17 protein-coding genes are annotated in these 19,027 nt (G+C 38.9%); 9 read left to right on the forward strand and 8 right to left on the reverse strand.

Annotated elements, in window-relative coordinates:
- Nucleotides 1-241: 241 nt before the first annotated feature.
- Both SY85_RS03820 and SY85_RS03825 read left to right on the forward strand, forming a co-directional pair.
- Nucleotides 242-1,600, forward strand: a complete 1,359-nt coding sequence (locus SY85_RS03820) for a sigma-54-dependent transcriptional regulator (protein ID WP_066401878.1) — start codon at nucleotides 242-244, stop codon at nucleotides 1,598-1,600.
- Nucleotides 1,590-2,936 carry a sensor histidine kinase gene (locus SY85_RS03825; RefSeq protein ID WP_066401879.1) on the forward strand — a complete coding sequence of 449 codons (1,347 nt, stop codon included), beginning with the start codon at nucleotides 1,590-1,592 and terminating at the stop codon, nucleotides 2,934-2,936. The genes SY85_RS03820 and SY85_RS03825 overlap by 11 nt, the downstream gene beginning before the upstream one ends.
- Nucleotides 2,937-2,991: 55 nt before the next feature.
- Here the strand turns inward: SY85_RS03825 and SY85_RS03830 are convergent, their stop codons facing one another.
- The 3 genes from SY85_RS03830 to SY85_RS03840 all read right to left on the reverse strand — a co-directional run bounded on the left by SY85_RS03830 (nucleotide 2,992) and on the right by SY85_RS03840 (nucleotide 7,463).
- A complete protein-coding gene (locus SY85_RS03830) occupies nucleotides 2,992-3,849 on the reverse strand; it encodes a hypothetical protein (RefSeq protein ID WP_066401880.1) in 858 nt (285 codons plus the stop codon).
- Nucleotides 3,850-3,918: 69 nt separating this feature from the next.
- On the reverse strand, nucleotides 3,919-5,472 hold the full coding sequence (locus SY85_RS03835) for a hypothetical protein (protein WP_066401881.1): 1,554 nt from the start codon (nucleotides 5,470-5,472) through the stop codon (nucleotides 3,919-3,921).
- 158 nt (nucleotides 5,473-5,630) lie between these two features.
- The gene (locus tag SY85_RS03840; protein ID WP_066401882.1) at nucleotides 5,631-7,463 is read right to left on the reverse strand and encodes a sensor histidine kinase; all 1,833 of its coding nucleotides are present in this window, start codon (nucleotides 7,461-7,463) and stop codon (nucleotides 5,631-5,633) included.
- A 545-nt stretch (nucleotides 7,464-8,008) separates the two neighbouring features.
- On the opposite strand from SY85_RS03840, the gene SY85_RS25860 reads away from it, so the two are divergent.
- Nucleotides 8,009-8,272, forward strand: a complete 264-nt coding sequence (locus SY85_RS25860; RefSeq protein WP_082886284.1) for a hypothetical protein — start codon at nucleotides 8,009-8,011, stop codon at nucleotides 8,270-8,272.
- Nucleotides 8,257-9,912: an ABC transporter ATP-binding protein gene (locus SY85_RS03845; RefSeq protein WP_082886285.1), complete on the forward strand. Its 1,656-nt coding sequence runs from the start codon at nucleotides 8,257-8,259 to the stop codon at nucleotides 9,910-9,912. The genes SY85_RS25860 and SY85_RS03845 overlap by 16 nt, the downstream gene beginning before the upstream one ends.
- 107 nt (nucleotides 9,913-10,019) lie before the next feature.
- Here the strand turns inward: SY85_RS03845 and SY85_RS03850 are convergent, their stop codons facing one another.
- The 3 genes from SY85_RS03850 to SY85_RS03860 all read right to left on the reverse strand — a co-directional run bounded on the left by SY85_RS03850 (nucleotide 10,020) and on the right by SY85_RS03860 (nucleotide 12,946).
- Nucleotides 10,020-10,733, reverse strand: a complete 714-nt coding sequence (locus SY85_RS03850; protein WP_066401883.1) for a hypothetical protein — start codon at nucleotides 10,731-10,733, stop codon at nucleotides 10,020-10,022.
- Nucleotides 10,734-10,831: 98 nt separating this feature from the next.
- On the reverse strand, nucleotides 10,832-12,274 hold the full coding sequence (locus tag SY85_RS03855) for a hypothetical protein (RefSeq protein WP_148661112.1): 1,443 nt from the start codon (nucleotides 12,272-12,274) through the stop codon (nucleotides 10,832-10,834).
- A gap of 225 nt (nucleotides 12,275-12,499) precedes the next feature.
- Nucleotides 12,500-12,946: a hypothetical protein gene (locus tag SY85_RS03860; protein WP_066401885.1), complete on the reverse strand. Its 447-nt coding sequence runs from the start codon at nucleotides 12,944-12,946 to the stop codon at nucleotides 12,500-12,502.
- Between the two features lie 58 nt (nucleotides 12,947-13,004).
- On the opposite strand from SY85_RS03860, the gene rlmH reads away from it, so the two are divergent.
- Nucleotides 13,005-13,478: a 23S rRNA (pseudouridine(1915)-N(3))-methyltransferase RlmH gene (gene rlmH / locus SY85_RS03865; RefSeq protein WP_066401886.1), complete on the forward strand. Its 474-nt coding sequence runs from the start codon at nucleotides 13,005-13,007 to the stop codon at nucleotides 13,476-13,478.
- 59 nt (nucleotides 13,479-13,537) lie between these two features.
- Nucleotides 13,538-14,191 carry a rhomboid family intramembrane serine protease gene (locus SY85_RS03870; protein WP_066401887.1) on the forward strand — a complete coding sequence of 218 codons (654 nt, stop codon included), beginning with the start codon at nucleotides 13,538-13,540 and terminating at the stop codon, nucleotides 14,189-14,191.
- 576 nt (nucleotides 14,192-14,767) lie between these two features.
- On the opposite strand, the gene tilS is transcribed toward SY85_RS03870, so the two are convergent.
- Nucleotides 14,768-16,174, reverse strand: coding sequence for a tRNA lysidine(34) synthetase TilS (gene tilS, locus SY85_RS03875; RefSeq protein ID WP_066401888.1), 1,407 nt, complete (start codon nucleotides 16,172-16,174; stop codon nucleotides 14,768-14,770).
- A 109-nt stretch (nucleotides 16,175-16,283) separates the two neighbouring features.
- On the opposite strand from tilS, the gene SY85_RS03880 reads away from it, so the two are divergent.
- Nucleotides 16,284-16,859: a hypothetical protein gene (locus SY85_RS03880; RefSeq protein ID WP_066401889.1), complete on the forward strand. Its 576-nt coding sequence runs from the start codon at nucleotides 16,284-16,286 to the stop codon at nucleotides 16,857-16,859.
- Here the strand turns inward: SY85_RS03880 and SY85_RS03885 are convergent, their stop codons facing one another.
- Nucleotides 16,860-17,174, reverse strand: coding sequence for a tetratricopeptide repeat protein (locus tag SY85_RS03885; RefSeq protein ID WP_066401890.1), 315 nt, complete (start codon nucleotides 17,172-17,174; stop codon nucleotides 16,860-16,862).
- 82 nt (nucleotides 17,175-17,256) lie between these two features.
- Between SY85_RS03885 and SY85_RS03890 the strand changes: the two genes are divergently transcribed.
- Nucleotides 17,257-18,000, forward strand: a complete 744-nt coding sequence (locus SY85_RS03890) for an electron transfer flavoprotein subunit beta/FixA family protein (protein WP_066401891.1) — start codon at nucleotides 17,257-17,259, stop codon at nucleotides 17,998-18,000.
- Nucleotides 18,001-18,055: 55 nt separating this feature from the next.
- The gene (locus SY85_RS03895) at nucleotides 18,056-19,021 is read left to right on the forward strand and encodes an electron transfer flavoprotein subunit alpha/FixB family protein (RefSeq protein ID WP_066401892.1); all 966 of its coding nucleotides are present in this window, start codon (nucleotides 18,056-18,058) and stop codon (nucleotides 19,019-19,021) included.
- The last annotated feature ends 6 nt before the right edge of the window (nucleotides 19,022-19,027 follow it).

Below are 19,027 nucleotides of genomic sequence, written 5' to 3' on the forward strand. Positions count from 1 at the left end.
GTTAAGATCAATGCAGAATAAGGCTGCCGAATGATATAATACAATGATGCCAATTACAGAACCATTTAATTTTCAAATAGTTAGAATTTCATCCTGCTAAGATCCCGTACGTTAGCGAACACAAACTGTATCAAAAACGAACACTTTAACTGCGAACACTAACTGAATTAAAAAGTTCATTATGAAGCTATTATAATAACGGCATAATTGTAGTTTCGCCTATACAACCACTTTCTTTTTTATGTCACTGAAAACTGCTTCTGTTCTAATAATCGATGATGACGTAGACGTACTAACTGCTGTACGGTTATTATTAAAGCCAGAAGTCAAAGAAATTGTTACTGAAAAGAATCCTGAGAATATCCGTTCCATCTTAGCCAAACAGTCGTTCGATGTGATCTTGTTGGATATGAACTTCAACAGCTCCATTAATACAGGAAACGAAGGCTTTTATTGGCTAAATAAGATCAAAGAATTTAAGTCCAATGCAGCTGTTATTATGATTACTGCCTACGGAGATATTGATCTAGCTATACGCTCTTTAAAAGAAGGTGCTTTTGATTTTGTAGTAAAGCCCTGGCATAATGAAAAGCTGATCAATACTATAGCTGATGCTGCCAAAAACAAAAACCAATCATCGGCTTCTCTAAAACTACAAATAGAAAAACCCGTTATTGGCTCTGAGCTGATTGGTGATTCTGAAGTGATGCAGGATATTTTCTATAAGATCAACAAGATAGCCCCAACGGATGCTAATATTTTAATACTTGGAGAAAACGGAACCGGTAAGGATCTTATTGCCAAAGCCATACACCAACAGTCATTAAGAGCTGATAAAGCATTTATTAAAGTAGATGTCGGCGCTTTAACAGAATCATTATTTGAAAGTGAGTTATTTGGTCATAAAAAAGGAGCCTTTACCGACGCTCGCGAAGACCGTCTAGGTCGATTTGAATCAGCAAATAATGGGACTTTGTTTTTGGACGAGATCGGCAACATTAGTTTATTTCAGCAAGCCAAATTGCTTACCGTATTGCAAAACCGCCAGGTAACTCGATTAGGTACTAATACACCAGTACCTATTGATATTCGGCTGATATGCGCCACCAATGTGCCCATGACAGAACTGGCTAACGAATCGCGTTTTCGCAAAGACCTTATTTACCGGATCAATACAGTAGAGATCATAGTCCCTCCATTGCGTAAAAGAGGACGAGATATTATTTTACTGGCTAATCATTTTTGTAAAGTCTACAGTAACAAATATTTAAAACCAAATATAGAACTTGACAATAGTGCCATTGATAAATTGTTACACTACCATTTCCCAGGCAATGTAAGAGAGCTACAATATGCTATAGAGCGTGCAGTTATTATGTCGGAAGATCGTGTATTAAGAGCACAAGACTTGTTATTTTCTCCAATTGAAACTGCTAGTGCTCAAGAGGAAGAAGCTGTTACTACTAACCTAAGTAGTGTTGAAAAGAACACCATCTTACGCGTAATTGAAAAACACAATGGAAATATATCAAAAGCTGCCAAGGAATTAGGTATTACCAGAACGGCTTTATACCGCAGACTCAATAAATATGACATATAAAAATTTTGAAGGGCGCATCATTATTCGCGTCATCTTATTATTTATCATCCTTTTAGCAACGTCATTTTTGATTGTAAAAGGGCTGTATATCTATTCAGTATTAATTACGCCTGTGATTATTTATCAAGTCATTGAATTCATCCGCTTTCAACGCAAAACACATGAGGAACTTAACCAGTTTGTTGAAGCTGTTCATTACCGTGACTTTTCTCGCTATTTTGATGTAAAGCAGGCCCCTGTTGAACTTCAGCCTTTAAGAGAGGGCTTTAATGAGATCAACACAACTTTTAAAGTTATTAGCAAAGAGCGCGAAACGCAATTCCATTATTTACAAAAGATATTAGAACTAGTTGATACTGGCATTCTTTCTTATCATGAAGAAGGTGGTGAAGTAGTTTGGATGAATGAATCACTTAAGCAGATGCTTCAGCTCCCCTATCTTAAAACAGTGCAATCATTAGCCAAGCGTGATGAAGAGTTATATAAAGAGATCCTGGTTTTACAACCCGGCGAGAGCAAAGTAGCCATTGCTCATTTGGAAAAACAAAACTTAAAAGTTCTCCTGTCTGCTACTACTTTTCAAACTGATGGCAAGAAATTCAAACTGATTGCCTTTCAAAATGTAAACGAAGCTCTTGACCAAACAGAAGCAAATGCCTGGAGAAAACTATTGAGCGTACTGACACATGAGATTATGAATTCAGTAGCCCCCATATCTTCTTTAGCTGAAACCCTTAAGCACAGGCTAGTAGCTACCAGCCAAGAACGCAGCCTTGATACAAGTGCATTAGAGGATCTAGAGTTGGGCATTGAAACCATTAAACGAAGAAGTGAAGGCCTGTTGAAGTTTGCAGAGACCTATCGCAACTTAAATAAGATCACCACCTTAAACCTGCAACGCGTGTATATCAGTGAGTTGTTTGCCAACCTGCACCAACTAATGCAACCCACTTTTGAACAGAAAGGAATTGAATTAGATATACTTTTGCGGGACCCATCCATTATGTTACAAGCTGACCCCAACTTGCTTGAGCAGGTATTGATCAATCTAACAGTAAATGCTATAGAAGCCGTTAAAGACAAACCGAGTCCAAAAATTGTATTATCTGCCGACCAAACAACCAATAAAAAGATTGTGATTCGAGTAGCCGATAACGGCCAAGGCATGCCAGACGAAGTGCTTGACAAGATCTTTATACCCTTCTTTAGCACCAAAAAACATGGCAGTGGTATTGGATTGAGCCTATGTAAGCAAATTGTTATGCTACATAAAGGCACTATACAGGTGCATTCTAAAGAAGGTGTAGGAACAGCGTTCTCTCTAACTTTTGCCTGATAAAACTTCTATTTATAAAAAAGGCCGGTTTAAATTACCGGCCTTTTTTACTTCATTAATTGTCTAAATTATCTCTATCTTTTTCTACATCCTGCATGCGCTTTAGCATAATAGCTGAAGATATTGATGAGAGAAGCAGTTTGTCATGCGCCTCTAAATTATTTGCTAACCAGATATTGTTGTCTAAAATATCAATCACAGCCACTACACCACCATCCCATTGCAATTCATAACCACTCAACATTTTACCACCAATTACCTTTGTATCTTTTCCACTCTTCGTTGTTACTTTATCAATATGAAGCGGACGAATAGCTATATTTTCCTTTCCATTAGTAGCATATCCTTCCTCTTCTACATAAGGCTTATCAAATAACTTTATGGCTGTATCCTTAGCGATATCGTATTTATTGATAAGCACTAGCGACCAAGGTTCACTGTTTTGTGCTGTTAAAGGAAGTATGGCTGCTGTAAAAGCATATTCATATTTATTGGTTTTTGAAGCACTCCCTATATAGGGATTATTGCTTTTGTACACCAGTTGCTTTTCAGAAAACTTATCCATGGCATAAACTTCCGCCACAAGGTTACCATCCTGTATAGAATATTGAAACTTATTTTTCTGATTAATAGTACGCTTATCAACATCAACATTCAATACATTTAAAACCATTTCCTCTGGCTTCAAATTGAATTTTGTATGCTGCATACCATGTGTAAAGTCCCAACCTCTCTTGATTTTGGAAGTTTGAAATGGTCCAAAATTTAGTTGCTGGTTGATCTGCCAGCCTTGCAATCCCTTCACATGCATTTTTGTGGCTTGGCTACTAAATTGTTCCGGAACTGAAAGCTTCACTGCAGTGCAAGAGCTTAATGCTATTAAAAAAACAAATGAAATTATGGAGTAGCGCATAGAAAATCAATTGTAGTGTAAAGTAATATTGTTAATAATTGTTATGCATGCTTAAGCAGTAGCAATTGCTTAGAAATATGTATAAACTGTTTTTAATGTATATGAATGACTATTAGTAGCAGGCGATAAATAAACAGTGATCACCTCTTTTGGATACCCGTTGTTATCATAAGTATAGTCAGACTGATAAGGATAAGCATTGGGATATGATCCAGTATACTGTTGTTGTTGTGATACCAAATTGTTTTTAGATTGATTAGAAAGGTATAGATCTGGCCTGCCAATGAAAATATAAGGGTTGATATTAAAATCATACTGATATAGGCCTTTCTGACCACTTTGATTGGCTGCAACCGAACTTTCTACCAGGTTGCCTTTTTCATATATCTGGTTATAATCCATCGTATTGCTGTTGTGTGAATAGGAATATTTAATGTGCGCATTATTTCTGCCTGGCGTTTGATAATAAGTAACGAAAGCATTTGTTACAACACCATTTTCCGTGTGTTCAATGGCATAAGGCCTCTTCATAATATCATAAAGAAACTCCGTGTTGACCAGGAAAACATCCTTAGGACTATATTGTACAATGCGCGTTATTTTATTATCAGTATTATAGGCAAAAAATTCATAACGCACTAACTGTGGCTGCCCATTGTCTTGTCTATCATAATAATCAATACGGTGGAGGTGACCATCCGAATAGAAGTTATACTCTACTTTGCGCTCAGGTACATACAATCCATTTACTAGCCGGTAGACCATTTCCTGCTTTATCTTCTTAGGAGCCATTTTACCACCAATGCCATATACTTCTCCTTCACGTACTTGTTCATGGTTTAACACCATTGTACTGTTGATTCCCCATTTTGAAAACTCAAATGTATAACTGTGAGCAGCCTTTGGTATTTCTATTTCATTAGTACCTGCGGTTAAATCCAAAGTCTTTTGAGTTACTGGTCCATAATTATTTAATATGGTCAATTTTACAGTAGCGGGTATACTATCATAATAGATATCGCCAATTTGTGCATATGCTCTGAGCTTAATCTTGAAGAAAGGATTACCCTGATCTGGAGGAGTCGGCCCATCTACCGGATCGAATGCCCATGATGGATAGCCAAAACTTTCAGGCTTATCTCCTATTTCTCTTTTTAGCACTTCCACTTGAACTGGAACTAATGCTGTTTGTGGCAAAGAGTAAGAGATATGTAACGGCTTAGCTACCAGCAATGCCTTTTCAGATCCTATAACAGGCGCCACAAATAGTGTTTTGTGGACATTGTTGTTTACCAAAAACTTTACTACGCGATATTTTCCATCAGGCAATTCCAAACTACTGGTCTTATAATTGCCTTCAAATTGTAAGGGAAGCTTAACATTATCCAATACTGTTTGATTTTGTTCATTTACAATCATCACTTGCGCATATAGACTGGATGAACCTGTAGATGACTCTCTAGGTAAGTTTGCAATAACAAACTGATAGAGATTTGATTTGGTTGAAGGTTGTGAAGGTGGTTGAGGAGATGGGGTGACGATTGGATCTTCTTTTCTACAGGAAGCAAAGAAGAAAGAAACAAATGCCAAAAGACTTATAATTCGGATGTGTAGAGGATGCATTTTAAATGATTTGAGTTTTGGTTAACTGCTTTACTATAACCAATACCCTAGGGTCATTCAAAAGCGTTGGGTATACATAAACCCTTTAACAAGACATTTGCAAATGCGCTTACAGTTTACTAGCCAATTATATGGGCCTGCATCTAAATCAATCCTAATTATGCCTCTACCACCTCTTCTAGCGGAATAGCTAATGTAAGTGTACAACCTGCAGTTGGTTTGCTATCTATGGTTAACTTACCATTCAAGCTTTCAGCCCTCCCTTGCATGTTATTGATCCCTATCCCATTTCGCTGTGCATTTATATCAAAGCCTTTACCATCATCTTTGATCTTTACTATTAGAGTGAAGTCACAAACCGAAATGGTAATATTTACGCGTGCAGCCTCGGCATGTTTCAAGATGTTTGTCATGTGCTCTTGAATAATGCGGTAAACGCCCAAATGCACCTCCTGGGATATTTTTGCGTGATCACCATTAACCGTAAGGCTTATCTGAAGTTTATTGGTAAGTTTTAATGCGCCAACTAGTTCTTTTATGGAATCAGCTAAGCTGATTTCACCAAGTGTAGGACTGGAAAGCCGTTTTGAGATGCTCCTTATTTCGTTTATACAATCGGATAAATACGTGGTAGCTTTTTCTAGTAACAATTGTTGATCGGGGTGTTTATCCAAACAAAGCTCAGTATAAAGTTTTACGGTAGTCAATACCTGGTTTACATTATCATGCAACTCTTTTCCTAATTGCGCTCGTTCCTGTTCCTGGGCCTGAATGGTTGCTTTATTCACTCGCTTCTGCCATTCCGTAACTTGCTTTTCAAAACGTTCCTGCAATATCTTTTTATCAGTTATGTCTCGAGAGTTAATTACAAAGCCATCAACGGCAGAATCATGAAGCATATTTATTGCCTTGGATTCTAGCCAGCGCCATTCCCCTTTCGCGTTTAAAAAGCGAAAAGGCTCTAAATCATCAACATAAGTTTCAGTAAAAAGCCGGGAAAAGGATTTAGCTAGTCGCACAACATCATTTGCATGTACCAAATCAAAAACATTTTTGCCAACTAGAGCTTTGGGCTCATAGCCCAAAATGCGATAAACAGATTCGGCCACATATAGGTAATTGCCTTCAACATCCAGAATGCCAATCATATCAAAGCCATTCTGTACCAGTGTGCGATATCGTCGTTCATTTGCCATCAACAGTTGATCAGCCAATCTAGAATCTGTAATATCCTGAACTACACCTTTCAAAAGTGCAGGTATATTGTCTTTAAAAACCACTTCAATCCATTGTCTTACATAAATCACCTGCCCATTAGGCCGAATCATCCTGTGCTCCGTAAAGTAGTTGTTTAAAACACTAAAATCACTTAAATCCTTTTGTAAACGATCTCTATCGTCCGGATGTACTAAAGACAGGTATACTGTTTGGGAAAATTCAGGATACTCTTCACGACTAATACCATATATTTCATAAAGTTGATCAGATGCCCAATGGGTGCTTTTGTTTAACAGATCATATTCCCAACCAGCTACACGAGCCATTTGGTATACTTTCTTTAAACGCTCCTGTTTTTCTACTAATTGTTGCTCCACTTTTTTCTTTTCCCGTCCATCTCTAGCTACACAGTACATAATTTGTTCTTCTTCATCCCATCGTGCCGACCAAACCAAGGGTATAATAGAACCATCCTTACTACAAAAGCGATTTTCAAAATAGGTAACCTCTAAACCGTTTCTAATCTGCGAAAAAGTCTCCTGGCTTACTAATTTGTCATCACAATAAACCAGATCGTTTGATTGCATTCCTACCAATTCGCCAGGGGCATAACCTAATAATTTTTGAGAAGCCGCACCGACCTTCAAGAATATTCCCGTTTTATCAATTGTGCAAATTATATCTACTGAGAAATCCATGATTTTTTGAATAGCACGCTGGCCATTTAGACTAGAATCAGGAGAAGTAAAGTCAGATGTTGGAAATGGCTGCATGTGGATTTTCATAAAGTTTGTCGGATAGAAAGTGTTCAAAGATATATTACATAAAACCCATATAATATTACAGCTAATTGACTTAAATCAACCTGCAATCTATCTTTTTTTCAATGTTTTTATAAAATGATCTTTACCGAATGTGTCGTCAACAGGCTAGCGCTTATTGATTTTTCCTACGACTTTTCAAGGCCTTACTGAACTATTTTAGATCTATTTCTACCATATCACTCCTATTTATCCAGTATATTACGTCTCTATTAGGGCGAGACACATACGAGATATTTCGGTATGAAGGGGCGCCAGCTATTACGCTTAACGACATATGGCTCAAAATCTCCTTAATCTCAAAAAACCAATTGAAGACGCCGTTTTGTCAAACCCTTCTTAAACTTAAAAGGGGAGTTACTGTAAAAGCTTAAAAATCAGCGTTCCACCGTTATTTTTGCAGATGTCTGCTCAATGATCCACTACGAAGGATGGGAAGTAGACCGTTAATCTTACATAGAGTAAAATCAAACAATCGCTCATTTTATAAATAGTTTATGGCCCGGGGAAGAGGTAATTACAACAGTAATGGAAAACAAAAGGATGAATCACCTAAAGTCAAGATCACCAAAGAAAGTCTACGGCAGGCCTTAGTTCTCTTTACTTATTTAAAGCCGTATAAAAGCAAATTCATTCTTAGCCTTGTTTTCATTGTTCTTTCCGCTTTTACCACCAGCTTATTTCCACTCTTTTTAGGAAAGATGATTGATGCCGCCTCGCCTGGTGCATCTTTACCCTCCCTGGAATGGGGGCAGGGTTAGGATTTACGCTTAAGAATGTTCATTGGAGCTTAAATACCACGCTACTGCTCATTTTTATACAGTTAAGTGTACAGACTATCTTCTCTTTTATGAGAGTATATCTTCTGACGGAAGTTGGGGAGAAATCTTTGGAGGATCTGCGTCGTGATGTGTATACAAAGCTACTCAGTATGCCTATGGCTTATTTTGCAGAAAAACGGGTAGGTGAACTGAGTAACCGTATTTCGTCTGACCTTTCGCAAATACAAGATGCCATTTCCTTCACCTTAGCTGAATTTCTCAGAGGCATTTTTACCTTGTTGATCGGGTTAGTATTTATCTTCTGGATCAGTGCAAAACTGGCCTTGGTAATGCTGGCTGTGGTACCTGTAATAGCCATCCTAGCTGTAGTATTTGGTGTACGTATTAGAAAGATGGCTCGCCGTGCACAGGATCAGTTGGCAGATAGTGGTACCATTGTACAGGAGACCTTTCAAGGCATTTCTATAGTGAAAGCCTTTACCAGTGAGTTTTATGAGATTACTCGTTATGTAAAAAGTGTACAATCAGTAGTAAATACAGCTATCGCCAATGCCCGCTACCGTGGTGCCTTTATTTCATTTATGATCTTTAGTGTATTTGGCGCCATTGCGTTTGTAATGTGGTATGGTGCACATATGATCCAATCAGGCCAACTTACCATAGGTTCATTGACCATGTTTGTTATTTTCTCCATGTTCGTGGGAGGAACCTTTGCCGGCTTTGCCGATTTGTTTGGCCAACTTCAAAAAACACTCGGAGCTACACAGAGTGTACGTGAAATCTTGCGTAGTGAAGGAGAACCTATTGAACTGAAGTCAACAATAGTTGAGCCTACATATGAGTTAAAAGGACAAGTAAGCTTTGATCAAGTGGCCTTTAGCTATCCTGGCCGTAAAGATGTACCTGTGTTGAGAAATATTTCGCTATCTGCCAACAATGGAGAGCAAATAGCGCTAGTAGGACCAAGTGGTGCCGGAAAGAGCACGCTGGCAGCTTTATTATTGCGCTTCTATGAACCGAATGATGGAGCCGTTTTATTTGATAATAGACCCGCCAACTCTATTCCTCTCTCTCAATTACGCAAACAAATTGCACTAGTACCTCAAGACATCATTTTGTTTGGAGGCACAATCAAAGAGAATATTGCCTACGGCAAACCTGATGCTACTGATGCAGAAATCCAAGAGGCTGCGCGTAAGGCAAATGCACATCACTTTATTTCACAGTTTCCAGAACAGTACGAAACCGTTGTTGGTGAGCGTGGTATTAAACTGAGTGGTGGTCAGCGTCAGCGTATAGCCATTGCGAGAGCTATTTTAAAAGATCCATCTATTTTAATATTGGATGAAGCAACCTCTTCTTTAGACAGCGAAAGCGAGCAACTAGTACAAGAGGCATTAGATAACCTGATGAGGGGACGTACTTCTTTTGTTATTGCTCACCGACTGTCTACTATTCGCAATGCTGATAAGATCGTTGTGATTGATAAAGGAACAGTAGTAGAAACGGGTTCTCATCAGGAGTTAATGGCCAACAATGGGCTATATCGAAAGTTGAATGAAATGCAATTTGAGTTTGGAAGTGTTACGACTTCACCGATTGATATTACTGGCGAGTAGGTTTACTATTGTGAATGGTGAGTGGTGAATGGTCAATGATTAGTGTTCTATTTGAGTGTAAGTTCTGACTGAATTCTAACATATAGGTATTTATTTCTTCCTTATCCCTATACGCGATTAGGTGCTGTAGAAGTTTTTTCAATCCAGCGTATACCTGAACTTGAAAGTTCAACCATATTAATGGGGATGCTTACAAAAGTTGGTGTTAGTTTACACCCTTCTTCTATTACCCTACTAGCAAGGATTTCAGGCGTTAAGGCCCAATCTTTTTCTGGTAAAGAAGATGGTAAATAGCCTGTATTTCCAATGGCTCTCCAAAAGCAACTTGTAGTTGTATTTATATCTGAAATGGTTGTACTTCTGGAAGTAACCGTTACTTTCAAGTCTTTTGAACCGGTAATTAAATAATCCAGCACATAGGCTGTGGGAATATTCTTATGGCGCTTTATTAAAAACACTTCTCCAGCCGCACCGCCAACGTTTCTTAATTGCTGAAAAACAGCAGGACTACTAGTTTTTAAACTTGTAAAATATTGTTTTAATTCAGCAGCTAAAGAATGTGTGATTTGTGCAACAGCATCGCGGAAGTTGGCAAATTTAGCCAGGCAATTATGTAAGAGGCGATGAACACTAAACCCTTTTACTTCTTCATGAAATCCGCAAACAGCATAATAACAGTCATTGGTCTCGTAAATTTTATCAATGGTGTCTGTTTTATGAATGCCTTTCTCATCCAGATAAGTCTTTCGACTATCGGCAGCTAACAGAATTCGCTGGTTTGTTACTACCATGACTAATATAGTGGCATAGAGGGCATCCATATATAAGAATCTCCTTAAAGATACGCCGGTATTATTTTGTAATAAAGTGTAGGTCGTAACCTACTATCGCCATTGTATACAAGAATGTAGATTTGCTTTTACTGCGCTAGTGTTTTTGAAAGACTCACCAGGCTGCTGTCTTCACCTTTATCATCTTCTATTTTGTACTTCACTTTACCTTTTATATCATAAGTGTCTTTTCCTTTTCCTCCTACGAATAGTAGCCTGATCTTACTATTGGTACCATCTTCTACCACAAATTGGTCATTACCATCAAAGCCTTGTAGTTTTATTTGCCATGTTTCCTTACGGGTAAAGACACGCTCGTAAACTTTATGTGCGGCTTTACCATCTTTCCATGCATAGACCTGTATTATTAGGTTGCTGTTGTTGCCGGAAATATGAAAGAGCTCCTCCTGATCCGTTCCATTTATTGTTACCATCTGCGATAAGAAATGATAGTATTTCATTCCCTTATGTAACAGATCATCCCGTCTATCCTTTAATTTTTGCTCCATTTCTGGTCCGCTGATCGGATAGATTTCAGGGGGCATTTTAAGCATAGCCTGATGGATCAAATCGTCTGTTAGCTGTGCTTGTACAAAGCGAATGGTGCTATCCCAAACCTTAGCATCTAAAGTGTTTAAAAAGAGCTTATCAAACTTCCAGGATTTGTAACTCAAGTTTTTTACTTGTCTCAAGTTGTCTCTAAAGCCTACAAAATGCTTGGCAGATATCATTTGTGCCAATTTCACCAATATTCCATTGGAGGAAAAATAGGCCTGATCACGGTCGCGCGGTATTGGGTAATAATAATCGATATTATTTATTTCTTGCTGCCCCCAACGCCACTGATCGGCGTGACGATCCCAATCAGAGATCAGCATATCTAATAAGCGTGCTTTTAATAAATTTTGTTGCTGGATAAGGTGATTGTTTTCGGTTAATATCTTTTCAAACATCTCATCTGTGCCTTCCGACTTACCATTATCCGGCGTTGGTGATTTCTGTTCCAGTAAACAAAGGCGATTGGCAAAAATGGTTTGATATTGCCCAAAGGCTGGATCATTAGGAACAAAATAGATAACCGGAATAGGCGCTACGACTCCCAATGCTTTTGCCATTGGCGGTATTGTTACCGGCGCATATGGATGAGCTGCTGAAACCAAATCCTGCACCACCCGTTGTGCCAGTGTATGGCGAAGTGCTGGTGGTAATGCCTTTTCTACCTCTTTATCGATAGTCCGCAGTACCCACTCACGCCCCTGCTTATCCTTAAACTGAAGCGACTTAGTTTGGTTACCACCACCTAACTCATCAATTGTAAAATCTGTTTGGGCCAAGCGGAATACAGGCAACTTAACTGCTGTACCCCATTCTTGCCTGTAATTCGTCCCTAATAGCAAACGCTTAAAGAAAGAAGGATCTTTATACTCTTCACTTGCTTTCCATGTCATTGAATCACTTACTGCTTTCTGTGGGGGCTGAGCATCACATAGGTTAGCGATCAAAGACAAGCTTATCAATAATAAGTTTCGCATTGGCACCATTACATTCATTACGTTCAATTACTTACTACTCTAATTAGTCTATGGCAATAGTTATGCAAAACTTGTACTAAGGCACAGGTGGCAGGAATAGTCAGTGGTGAATGGTCAATAGTCAATGGAAAAATTTGTTATTGATATTTCCTTATTTTGAGTATTGTAACAAACCTTCACTATGAAATTTATTACTTCCTATTGAGCACATTCACTTTTGTGCATTTATTGACCAGATGGATTGGCTACGCGGCGCCATGTTTGCAAAACATCTGAATTGTTGGCCGATTTTGTGGCTATTCGTATTTCATCGTTAGTCAATACTGTTATTGTACCATCTGTATAGGACAAGGTACCGTTACAAGAGTTTACAATGCTGTTTAGGCTGAACGTTCCTCCCTGTAAGCTTTTTAGATTTTTCCAAACTACATCTCCTTCTCTAAGACAATAGGTGTTATTAGCCAACGTACGAGCTGTACCATTACTATAGCCAGGAACCACTGTTACTACAGTTCCTTCCAAGGCTTTATTATCGCTTGATGATGCTAATTGCCAGTTGCCATTAAGAGAGAATAAGCCGCCACTGGTATTAGTGGGCAGGTTTTTGATCGTATCGCATTGCGTAAAAAGCGTTACTATTGCGGCACTTAAGGCAAAGAAATATCGTTTCATAAAATACTTTATTCACTGCCTATTCATTAACTGTGCCAGACTCTAATACCTAAACTACATGAAACTCTCACTTTGGTCCATCGGCAAAAACAATGAATCCTATGTAAAGGAAGGCGTGGAAGAATTTACCAAGCGACTTACTAAATACTTTCCTGTAGAATGGAGTATCATTCCTACACCTAAAAATGCAGGTATGATGTCTGAAATGGACTTAAAGAAAAAAGAGGGAGAAATGATCCTGCAATGGTTAAAGCCAGATGACTACCTAATAGCGTTAGATGAAAGAGGAAAAACCTTTACATCTGAAGGTTTGGCTAACCTATTACAACAACGGGCAACCGAAAGCACTAAAAACATTGTATTTCTTATTGGTGGCGCTTTTGGTATTGATGAATCTGTATTGCAAAAAGCAAAAGTAAAATGGTCGCTCTCACAGTTAACTTTTCCACATCAACTAGTACGCTTAATTTTAGCAGAACAACTCTACCGCGCATGTACTATTTTGCGCAATGAAAAATACCATCATAAGTGATTTAAGATTTGAAGATTCTAATCCAATAATTATTAATTACTAATTATTAATTCATTCAAATGCAGCTTTCTATAACTGTCATAATTATTATCATAACTGTATTGGTCTCTCTTGGTGGTTTTTCCAATCAAAAGATCATTAATGATCTAATCTTTTACCCGCCTGCTGTTTCACGAAATAAGGAGTGGTATCGGTTCTTTTCCTGTGGCTTGATTCACGCCGATTACGGTCATCTGATATTCAATATGCTTTCACTTTACCTGTTTGGCCGTTTTGTAGAAGAACAGTTTGTTGAAATCTTTGGCCAGGTTGGTAAATGGTATTATTTAGGGCTTTACGTTATTTCTTTATTAGTGTCGCTTTTACCAACTTATTTCAGAAATAAAGATAATTACCAATACAGGAGCTTAGGGGCCTCTGGTGCTGTAAGTGCTATAGTCTTTGCCGGTTTGATGATTGCCCCCTATGTGGAAGTAGGCTTCTTCATCATCCCTCCTATTATTCCAGGTTTTATTTTCGGTCCATTGTACCTTTTAGTTTCAGCCTGGCTAGACCGTAAAGGTGGAGGTAACATTAACCACTCAGCGCACTTTTGGGGCGCTTTGTTTGGTGTGTTATTTATTATAATTGTTGGCCGTACAGCTGGTTATGATGCTATTCAGGAATTTATTAACGGCGTACAACTGTATTTGCACTCTAAAGGCTGGGCATAAGTTGGTGAGTGGTGAATGGTGAGTAATTAGCGCGTCAGGAGCCAAGCAGAATAACGAACAAGGAACAAGGAATGATGAATAATAATGGTAAGAAATGTTCAATGAGCAATTCTCAATGTTCAAGGCACAAGGGAAAAAGGACTTGCTCTACAGGGACTAGTTTTGTATCTTTAAGGTCTTCTCTTTTAAGGCATTTCATGTCTTTCTTCTTAATATTTTCTATGCTATTTTAATGGTAACCGGGTACGGCATACGGGCCAGGGTACGGGTGCGGTAGGGAGGTGATACGGAATTAAGTAGGCTTCCATACGGAGTAACTAAGGAGTGGATACGGAGTAACCATGAAGGAACAGAGGCGTGGCTATGAAGGAGCAGAGGAGTAGCAGGCAAGGAAGACCGGCTGATGGCTGATTTGGGGACGTGAGATGGGGAGAGTGGACTGAACTGATATTATAAAGAGGCTTGTTTAACCTTATAAGAAAAGCACTTCATGAAGAAGTGCTTTTCTATTAGAAGAGCGTTTGATCTTTTGTGCGCAGGCCATCTCCCCTTTAGGGGCCGGAAGTGAGCCTTGGCCTATACAGGCTTCAACTCTATTCTTACAACCTCTTTGGTTGAGGGCTTTATCTTAAACCGGTCGTCGATACGGCGACCAACAACCCATACAATACGTTTATTGCTTTCCAGTACCCAAACCTTTTCTTTTTGAAGCTGTGATAACTTTTGATCTATAAAGAAACGCGCTAGTTTCTTCTTCTTACGCATGCCTAATGGATAAAAATAATCACCCTCTTTCCACTTCCGGAGTATCAAAGGAAATTGCATTTCCTCTTTATCTAATAAGGCTACAGCTGCGTCAGCTTCAATAGTTATACTTTCGGCAGGTAAGGTTTTAAATAGTAATGTTCCCTCAGTAAATGCCAGTTGAGTTGTAGCTTCCTCAATTATTAGAACAGTATCTTGAACCTGTGGCAAAGGTGTAATGATCAGCCAGTCCCTGTTATGTAAAATACGGTGGGATGCAGATGTTACATAACGGCCGCTCTCACTACGCAAAAGCTTAATGACCTCCGGCACCTGCTGACTGGAAAAGCCATAATCCTTTATGATCTCATATATAATAGTGGCCAAAGGAGATGTGCGCTCCAATTTCAAGACGGGTATGTAAACTTCCTGACCTTTAAACTCTAAAAGTTTCTTTTTATGTACTTGCATAGCCTGCTCGTACAAGATTTCAGCTTCACGCAAGCGTTCAATGCTATCTGCTATATTTTCTTTTACAGTAGGGAAAATGGATTCTATTGATGGTATGATCTTATGACGGATATAATTCCGGGTGTATTTTATTTCTGCATTACTGCTATCTTCTACCCATAACAAGTTATGTTCTGTTGCAAAATCCTTAATCTCCTCCCGCTTGGCAAACAGTAAGGGTCTTACTATTTTGCCAGACTTTGGCTGAATACCATGCAACCCACTAATGCCCGTACCCTTGAATAAATTCATTAGTAAAGTTTCAATATTGTCATCCAGGTGATGGGCGGTGGCAATGAAAGTGAGTGGTGAATAGTGAGTGGTGATTGAGGGAAGGTGAGTGCTATAACTGCTTGCCTTTTCATTAATTACTGACAATTGACCATTGACAATTTCATGAAACCATTGGTAGCGTAGCTCACGAGCGGCTACCTGAATAGAAAGCTTATGCTCAGCAGCAAATGCCTTTGTATTAAAGTTATTGACATAAAATGGCACTTCAAGCTGGGCAGCTAATGCCTTAACAAAGGCCTCATCCTTATTACTTTCCTCCCCCCTAAGCCCGAAATTGCAGTGCGCGATAGCAAATGAATAGCCTGCTAGTTTACATAAATGACATAAGACAACGGAGTCCAATCCACCGCTAACGGCCAGCAACAAAGTATGCTGCTCAGTAACTGCTATTAATTTTAAATTATTTATAAACCGCTGAAGCAATAAGTTATTCATTATTGGGCTAAAAGTAAGTGGATTTTAAACACACAATTCAAACATAATTAATTGCAGTTCAACTCTTATATGTTTATTTCTTTCTCTTATTTATTTCCTTTGTTTAAATATGAAATCATTCTGTCTTTTAGCCTTATTATTTAGTCTCCTTGGCTGCAAAAAAGAAACTTCTGTAATTACGGAAACGATATATACAGATTTAAGTAATAAGGAAGTAAAATATAATCAAATACAATCTGTAGACATCAATAATGATAAAATAGATGACTTCTATTTTGTGACTTCACTAATTGGAGGATCTGATTTTGGATCAACCTTGTTCAAAATCCGCCCACTACTTAAGAATCGCCTGTATATAAAATACGACGAAGTAAAGGATTATCATGTAACACCCGCGTTTAACAAGGATGATATGATAAACGCAAAAAGTGAAAACGACTTTCAATGGGGCACGTATTCTGCAGTTACTGTTGAAAGCTTATATACAACTTCCAATGACCAAACGACTTGGATGGGCCCATGGAAGCAAGCACAACATAAATATCTCCCGGTTTGTGTATTTAAAGACAACTCTTACTATTACGGATGGATAGAACTCTCTGTAAATGAAGCCGATGAGAAAATTATTTTGCATAAAGCAGCTTTAAGAAAGATAGCAAGTAAGGAGATAGGTGCAGGCCAGTAATCAATTATCAAAAAATTCCTCATACGCTACTCTCAGTTCGTTATATGCATGCCGGTCACCTAATTCCTGTGCCTTTTGCATTCCCTTTTCATAGATGGCAATGGCACCCGCCTGGTCATCAATCCGCTCCAGTAATTTTCCTAAGTGGTAGTAACTGCCAATATAATTAGGATCTGTTTGCAATACCTGCTCAAAAAGCTCTTTTGCATGGACTTCCTCGTTTCGTTTTACATACTCAAGCGCCAGGGCATGTTTTACAAAGCAATCATCCGGATTTGAAGCTAAAAAACCTTTCAATTGTTCAATTCTATCCATAATCAAATTCTCTCTTTACTTTTGGTGCTTATATTTGTAGGTAGTTGCATAAGCAACCTTTTTTCACTCCTAAACAGTTTGTATGAAAATTTTGGTGTGTATTAGCAAAACACCGGATACGACGGCAAAAATAGCCTTCACGGATAACAACACGAAATTCGCAGATGCGGGTGTACAATGGATTATCAATCCATATGACGAATGGTATGCCTTAGTACGAGCCATTGAATTAAAAGAAGCTGATGCTTCTACTTCTATTCATTTGGCAACCGTAGGTGGTGCTGACGCAGAGCCAATCATCCGTAAAGCCCTGGCATTGGGTGGCGATGAAGCTATTCGCATCAATGTAGATCCATCTGATTCTTACCAGGTGGCAGCCCAGATTGCTGAAGTTGCAAAACAAGGCAATTATGACCTGGTACTGACTGGTAAAGAGACCATTGATTTCAACAACGGTTCAGTTGGTGGCATGCTGGCTGAATTTCTCGATATGCCTTACGTAGCACAAGCTACCAGCTTACAATTGGCAGGTACAACAGCTACTGTTAAGCGCGAGATTGAAGGTGGTGAAGAAACTGTTGAAGTTGCATTGCCATTAGTAGTTAGCTGTCAAAAAGGAATGGCAGAAGCACGTATTCCAAATATGCGTGGTATTATGGCCGCTCGTACCAAACCACTAAAAGTTGTAGAAGCTTCTGGCAATGAGACACTAACTAATGTAGCAGAATTTGGTTTACCTCCTGCTAAAGCAGGCGTGAAACTAGTTTCTCCAGATAATGTAGACGAGTTGATCCGTTTACTTCACGAAGAAGCAAGGGTGATTTGATAATTAGCTTAATTCAACTTCAAATCCCCAAATTTCAAATCCTCAAATTATTAAAATGAACGTTTTAGTATTCATAGACCACGTAGATGGTCACATTAAAAAAGCATCACTGGAAGCTGCTTCTTATGGTGCACAATTAGCGCAAAAAGCAGGCGGTACTGCTGAAGCTATTGCGTTAGGAAACCTGACTGAAGATCTTGCTACGCTCGGTAAATACGGCATTCAGAAAGTACACCAGGTGAAAAATGATGCCTTAAATACGATTGATGCCCAGGTTTATACAAAAGTTATTGAACAGGCCGTTCAGCAAACTGGCGCTAAAGTGGTGGTATTCTCTAATAATAGCACTGGTAAACTGGTTGCCCCTCGCCTGTCTGTACGCTTGAAAGCTGGTTTGGTAGCTGGTGCGGTAGCCTTACCCGATACAACTAACGGCTTTGTTGTACGTAAAAACGTATTTTCTGGAAAAGCATTCGCAAATGTTTCCATCAATACGGATATTAAGATCATCTCTTTAAACGTAAATGCGTTTACAATCAGCGCTACTGGTGGCACTGCTGAAGTAGTACCTTTTAATGCGACAGTTGATGCACCAAAGGTGAAAGTAATTGATACGACAAAGGCAAGCGGTAAGGTTTCATTAACTGAGGCTGACATTGTCGTTAGTGCTGGTCGTGGTTTAAAAGGACCTGAGAACTGGAAAATGGTAGAAGACCTAGCCGACTCATTAGGAGCCGCTTTAGCCTGCAGCCGTCCGGTAGCAGATGCACATTGGCGCCCTCACAATGAGCACGTTGGTCAAACTGGCGTGGCCATTGCACCTAATTTATATATTGCAATTGGTATCTCAGGAGCCATACAACACTTAGCTGGCGTTAACCGCAGTAAAGTAATTGTGGTGGTAAATAAAGATCCTGAAGCACCTTTCTTTAAAGCTGCCGACTACGGTATAGTAGGTGATGCATTTGAGGTAGTACCAAAGATGCTGGAAGCTGTAAAAAAAGTGAAAGCCAGTTCTTAATAACCA

It is taken from the genome of Flavisolibacter tropicus, from assembly GCF_001644645.1.
GTDB classification, from domain to species: domain Bacteria; phylum Bacteroidota; class Bacteroidia; order Chitinophagales; family Chitinophagaceae; genus Flavisolibacter; species Flavisolibacter tropicus.

Excerpts from the sequence above, each read along its gene's own strand:
- SY85_RS03860 (WP_066401885.1), bottom strand. The coding sequence starts at position 12,946 with ATGAAACGATATTTCTTTGCCTTAAGTGCCGCAATAGTAACGCTTTTT.
- SY85_RS03870 (WP_066401887.1), top strand. The coding sequence starts at position 13,538 with ATGCAGCTTTCTATAACTGTCATAATTATTATCATAACTGTATTGGTC.
- SY85_RS03845 (WP_082886285.1), top strand. The coding sequence starts at position 8,257 with ATGGGGGCAGGGTTAGGATTTACGCTTAAGAATGTTCATTGGAGCTTA.
- rlmH (WP_066401886.1), top strand. The coding sequence starts at position 13,005 with ATGAAACTCTCACTTTGGTCCATCGGCAAAAACAATGAATCCTATGTA.
- SY85_RS03890 (WP_066401891.1), top strand. The coding sequence starts at position 17,257 with ATGAAAATTTTGGTGTGTATTAGCAAAACACCGGATACGACGGCAAAA.
- SY85_RS03850 (WP_066401883.1), bottom strand. The coding sequence starts at position 10,733 with ATGGATGCCCTCTATGCCACTATATTAGTCATGGTAGTAACAAACCAG.
- SY85_RS03830 (WP_066401880.1), bottom strand. The coding sequence starts at position 3,849 with ATGCGCTACTCCATAATTTCATTTGTTTTTTTAATAGCATTAAGCTCT.
- SY85_RS03885 (WP_066401890.1), bottom strand. The coding sequence starts at position 17,174 with ATGGATAGAATTGAACAATTGAAAGGTTTTTTAGCTTCAAATCCGGAT.
- SY85_RS03855 (WP_148661112.1), bottom strand. The coding sequence starts at position 12,274 with ATGCGAAACTTATTATTGATAAGCTTGTCTTTGATCGCTAACCTATGT.
- SY85_RS03840 (WP_066401882.1), bottom strand. The coding sequence starts at position 7,463 with ATGCAGCCATTTCCAACATCTGACTTTACTTCTCCTGATTCTAGTCTA.
- tilS (WP_066401888.1), bottom strand. The coding sequence starts at position 16,174 with ATGAATAACTTATTGCTTCAGCGGTTTATAAATAATTTAAAATTAATA.
- SY85_RS03820 (WP_066401878.1), top strand. The coding sequence starts at position 242 with ATGTCACTGAAAACTGCTTCTGTTCTAATAATCGATGATGACGTAGAC.
- SY85_RS03835 (WP_066401881.1), bottom strand. The coding sequence starts at position 5,472 with ATGCATCCTCTACACATCCGAATTATAAGTCTTTTGGCATTTGTTTCT.
- SY85_RS03880 (WP_066401889.1), top strand. The coding sequence starts at position 16,284 with ATGAAATCATTCTGTCTTTTAGCCTTATTATTTAGTCTCCTTGGCTGC.
- SY85_RS03895 (WP_066401892.1), top strand. The coding sequence starts at position 18,056 with ATGAACGTTTTAGTATTCATAGACCACGTAGATGGTCACATTAAAAAA.
- SY85_RS03825 (WP_066401879.1), top strand. The coding sequence starts at position 1,590 with ATGACATATAAAAATTTTGAAGGGCGCATCATTATTCGCGTCATCTTA.
- SY85_RS25860 (WP_082886284.1), top strand. The coding sequence starts at position 8,009 with ATGGCCCGGGGAAGAGGTAATTACAACAGTAATGGAAAACAAAAGGAT.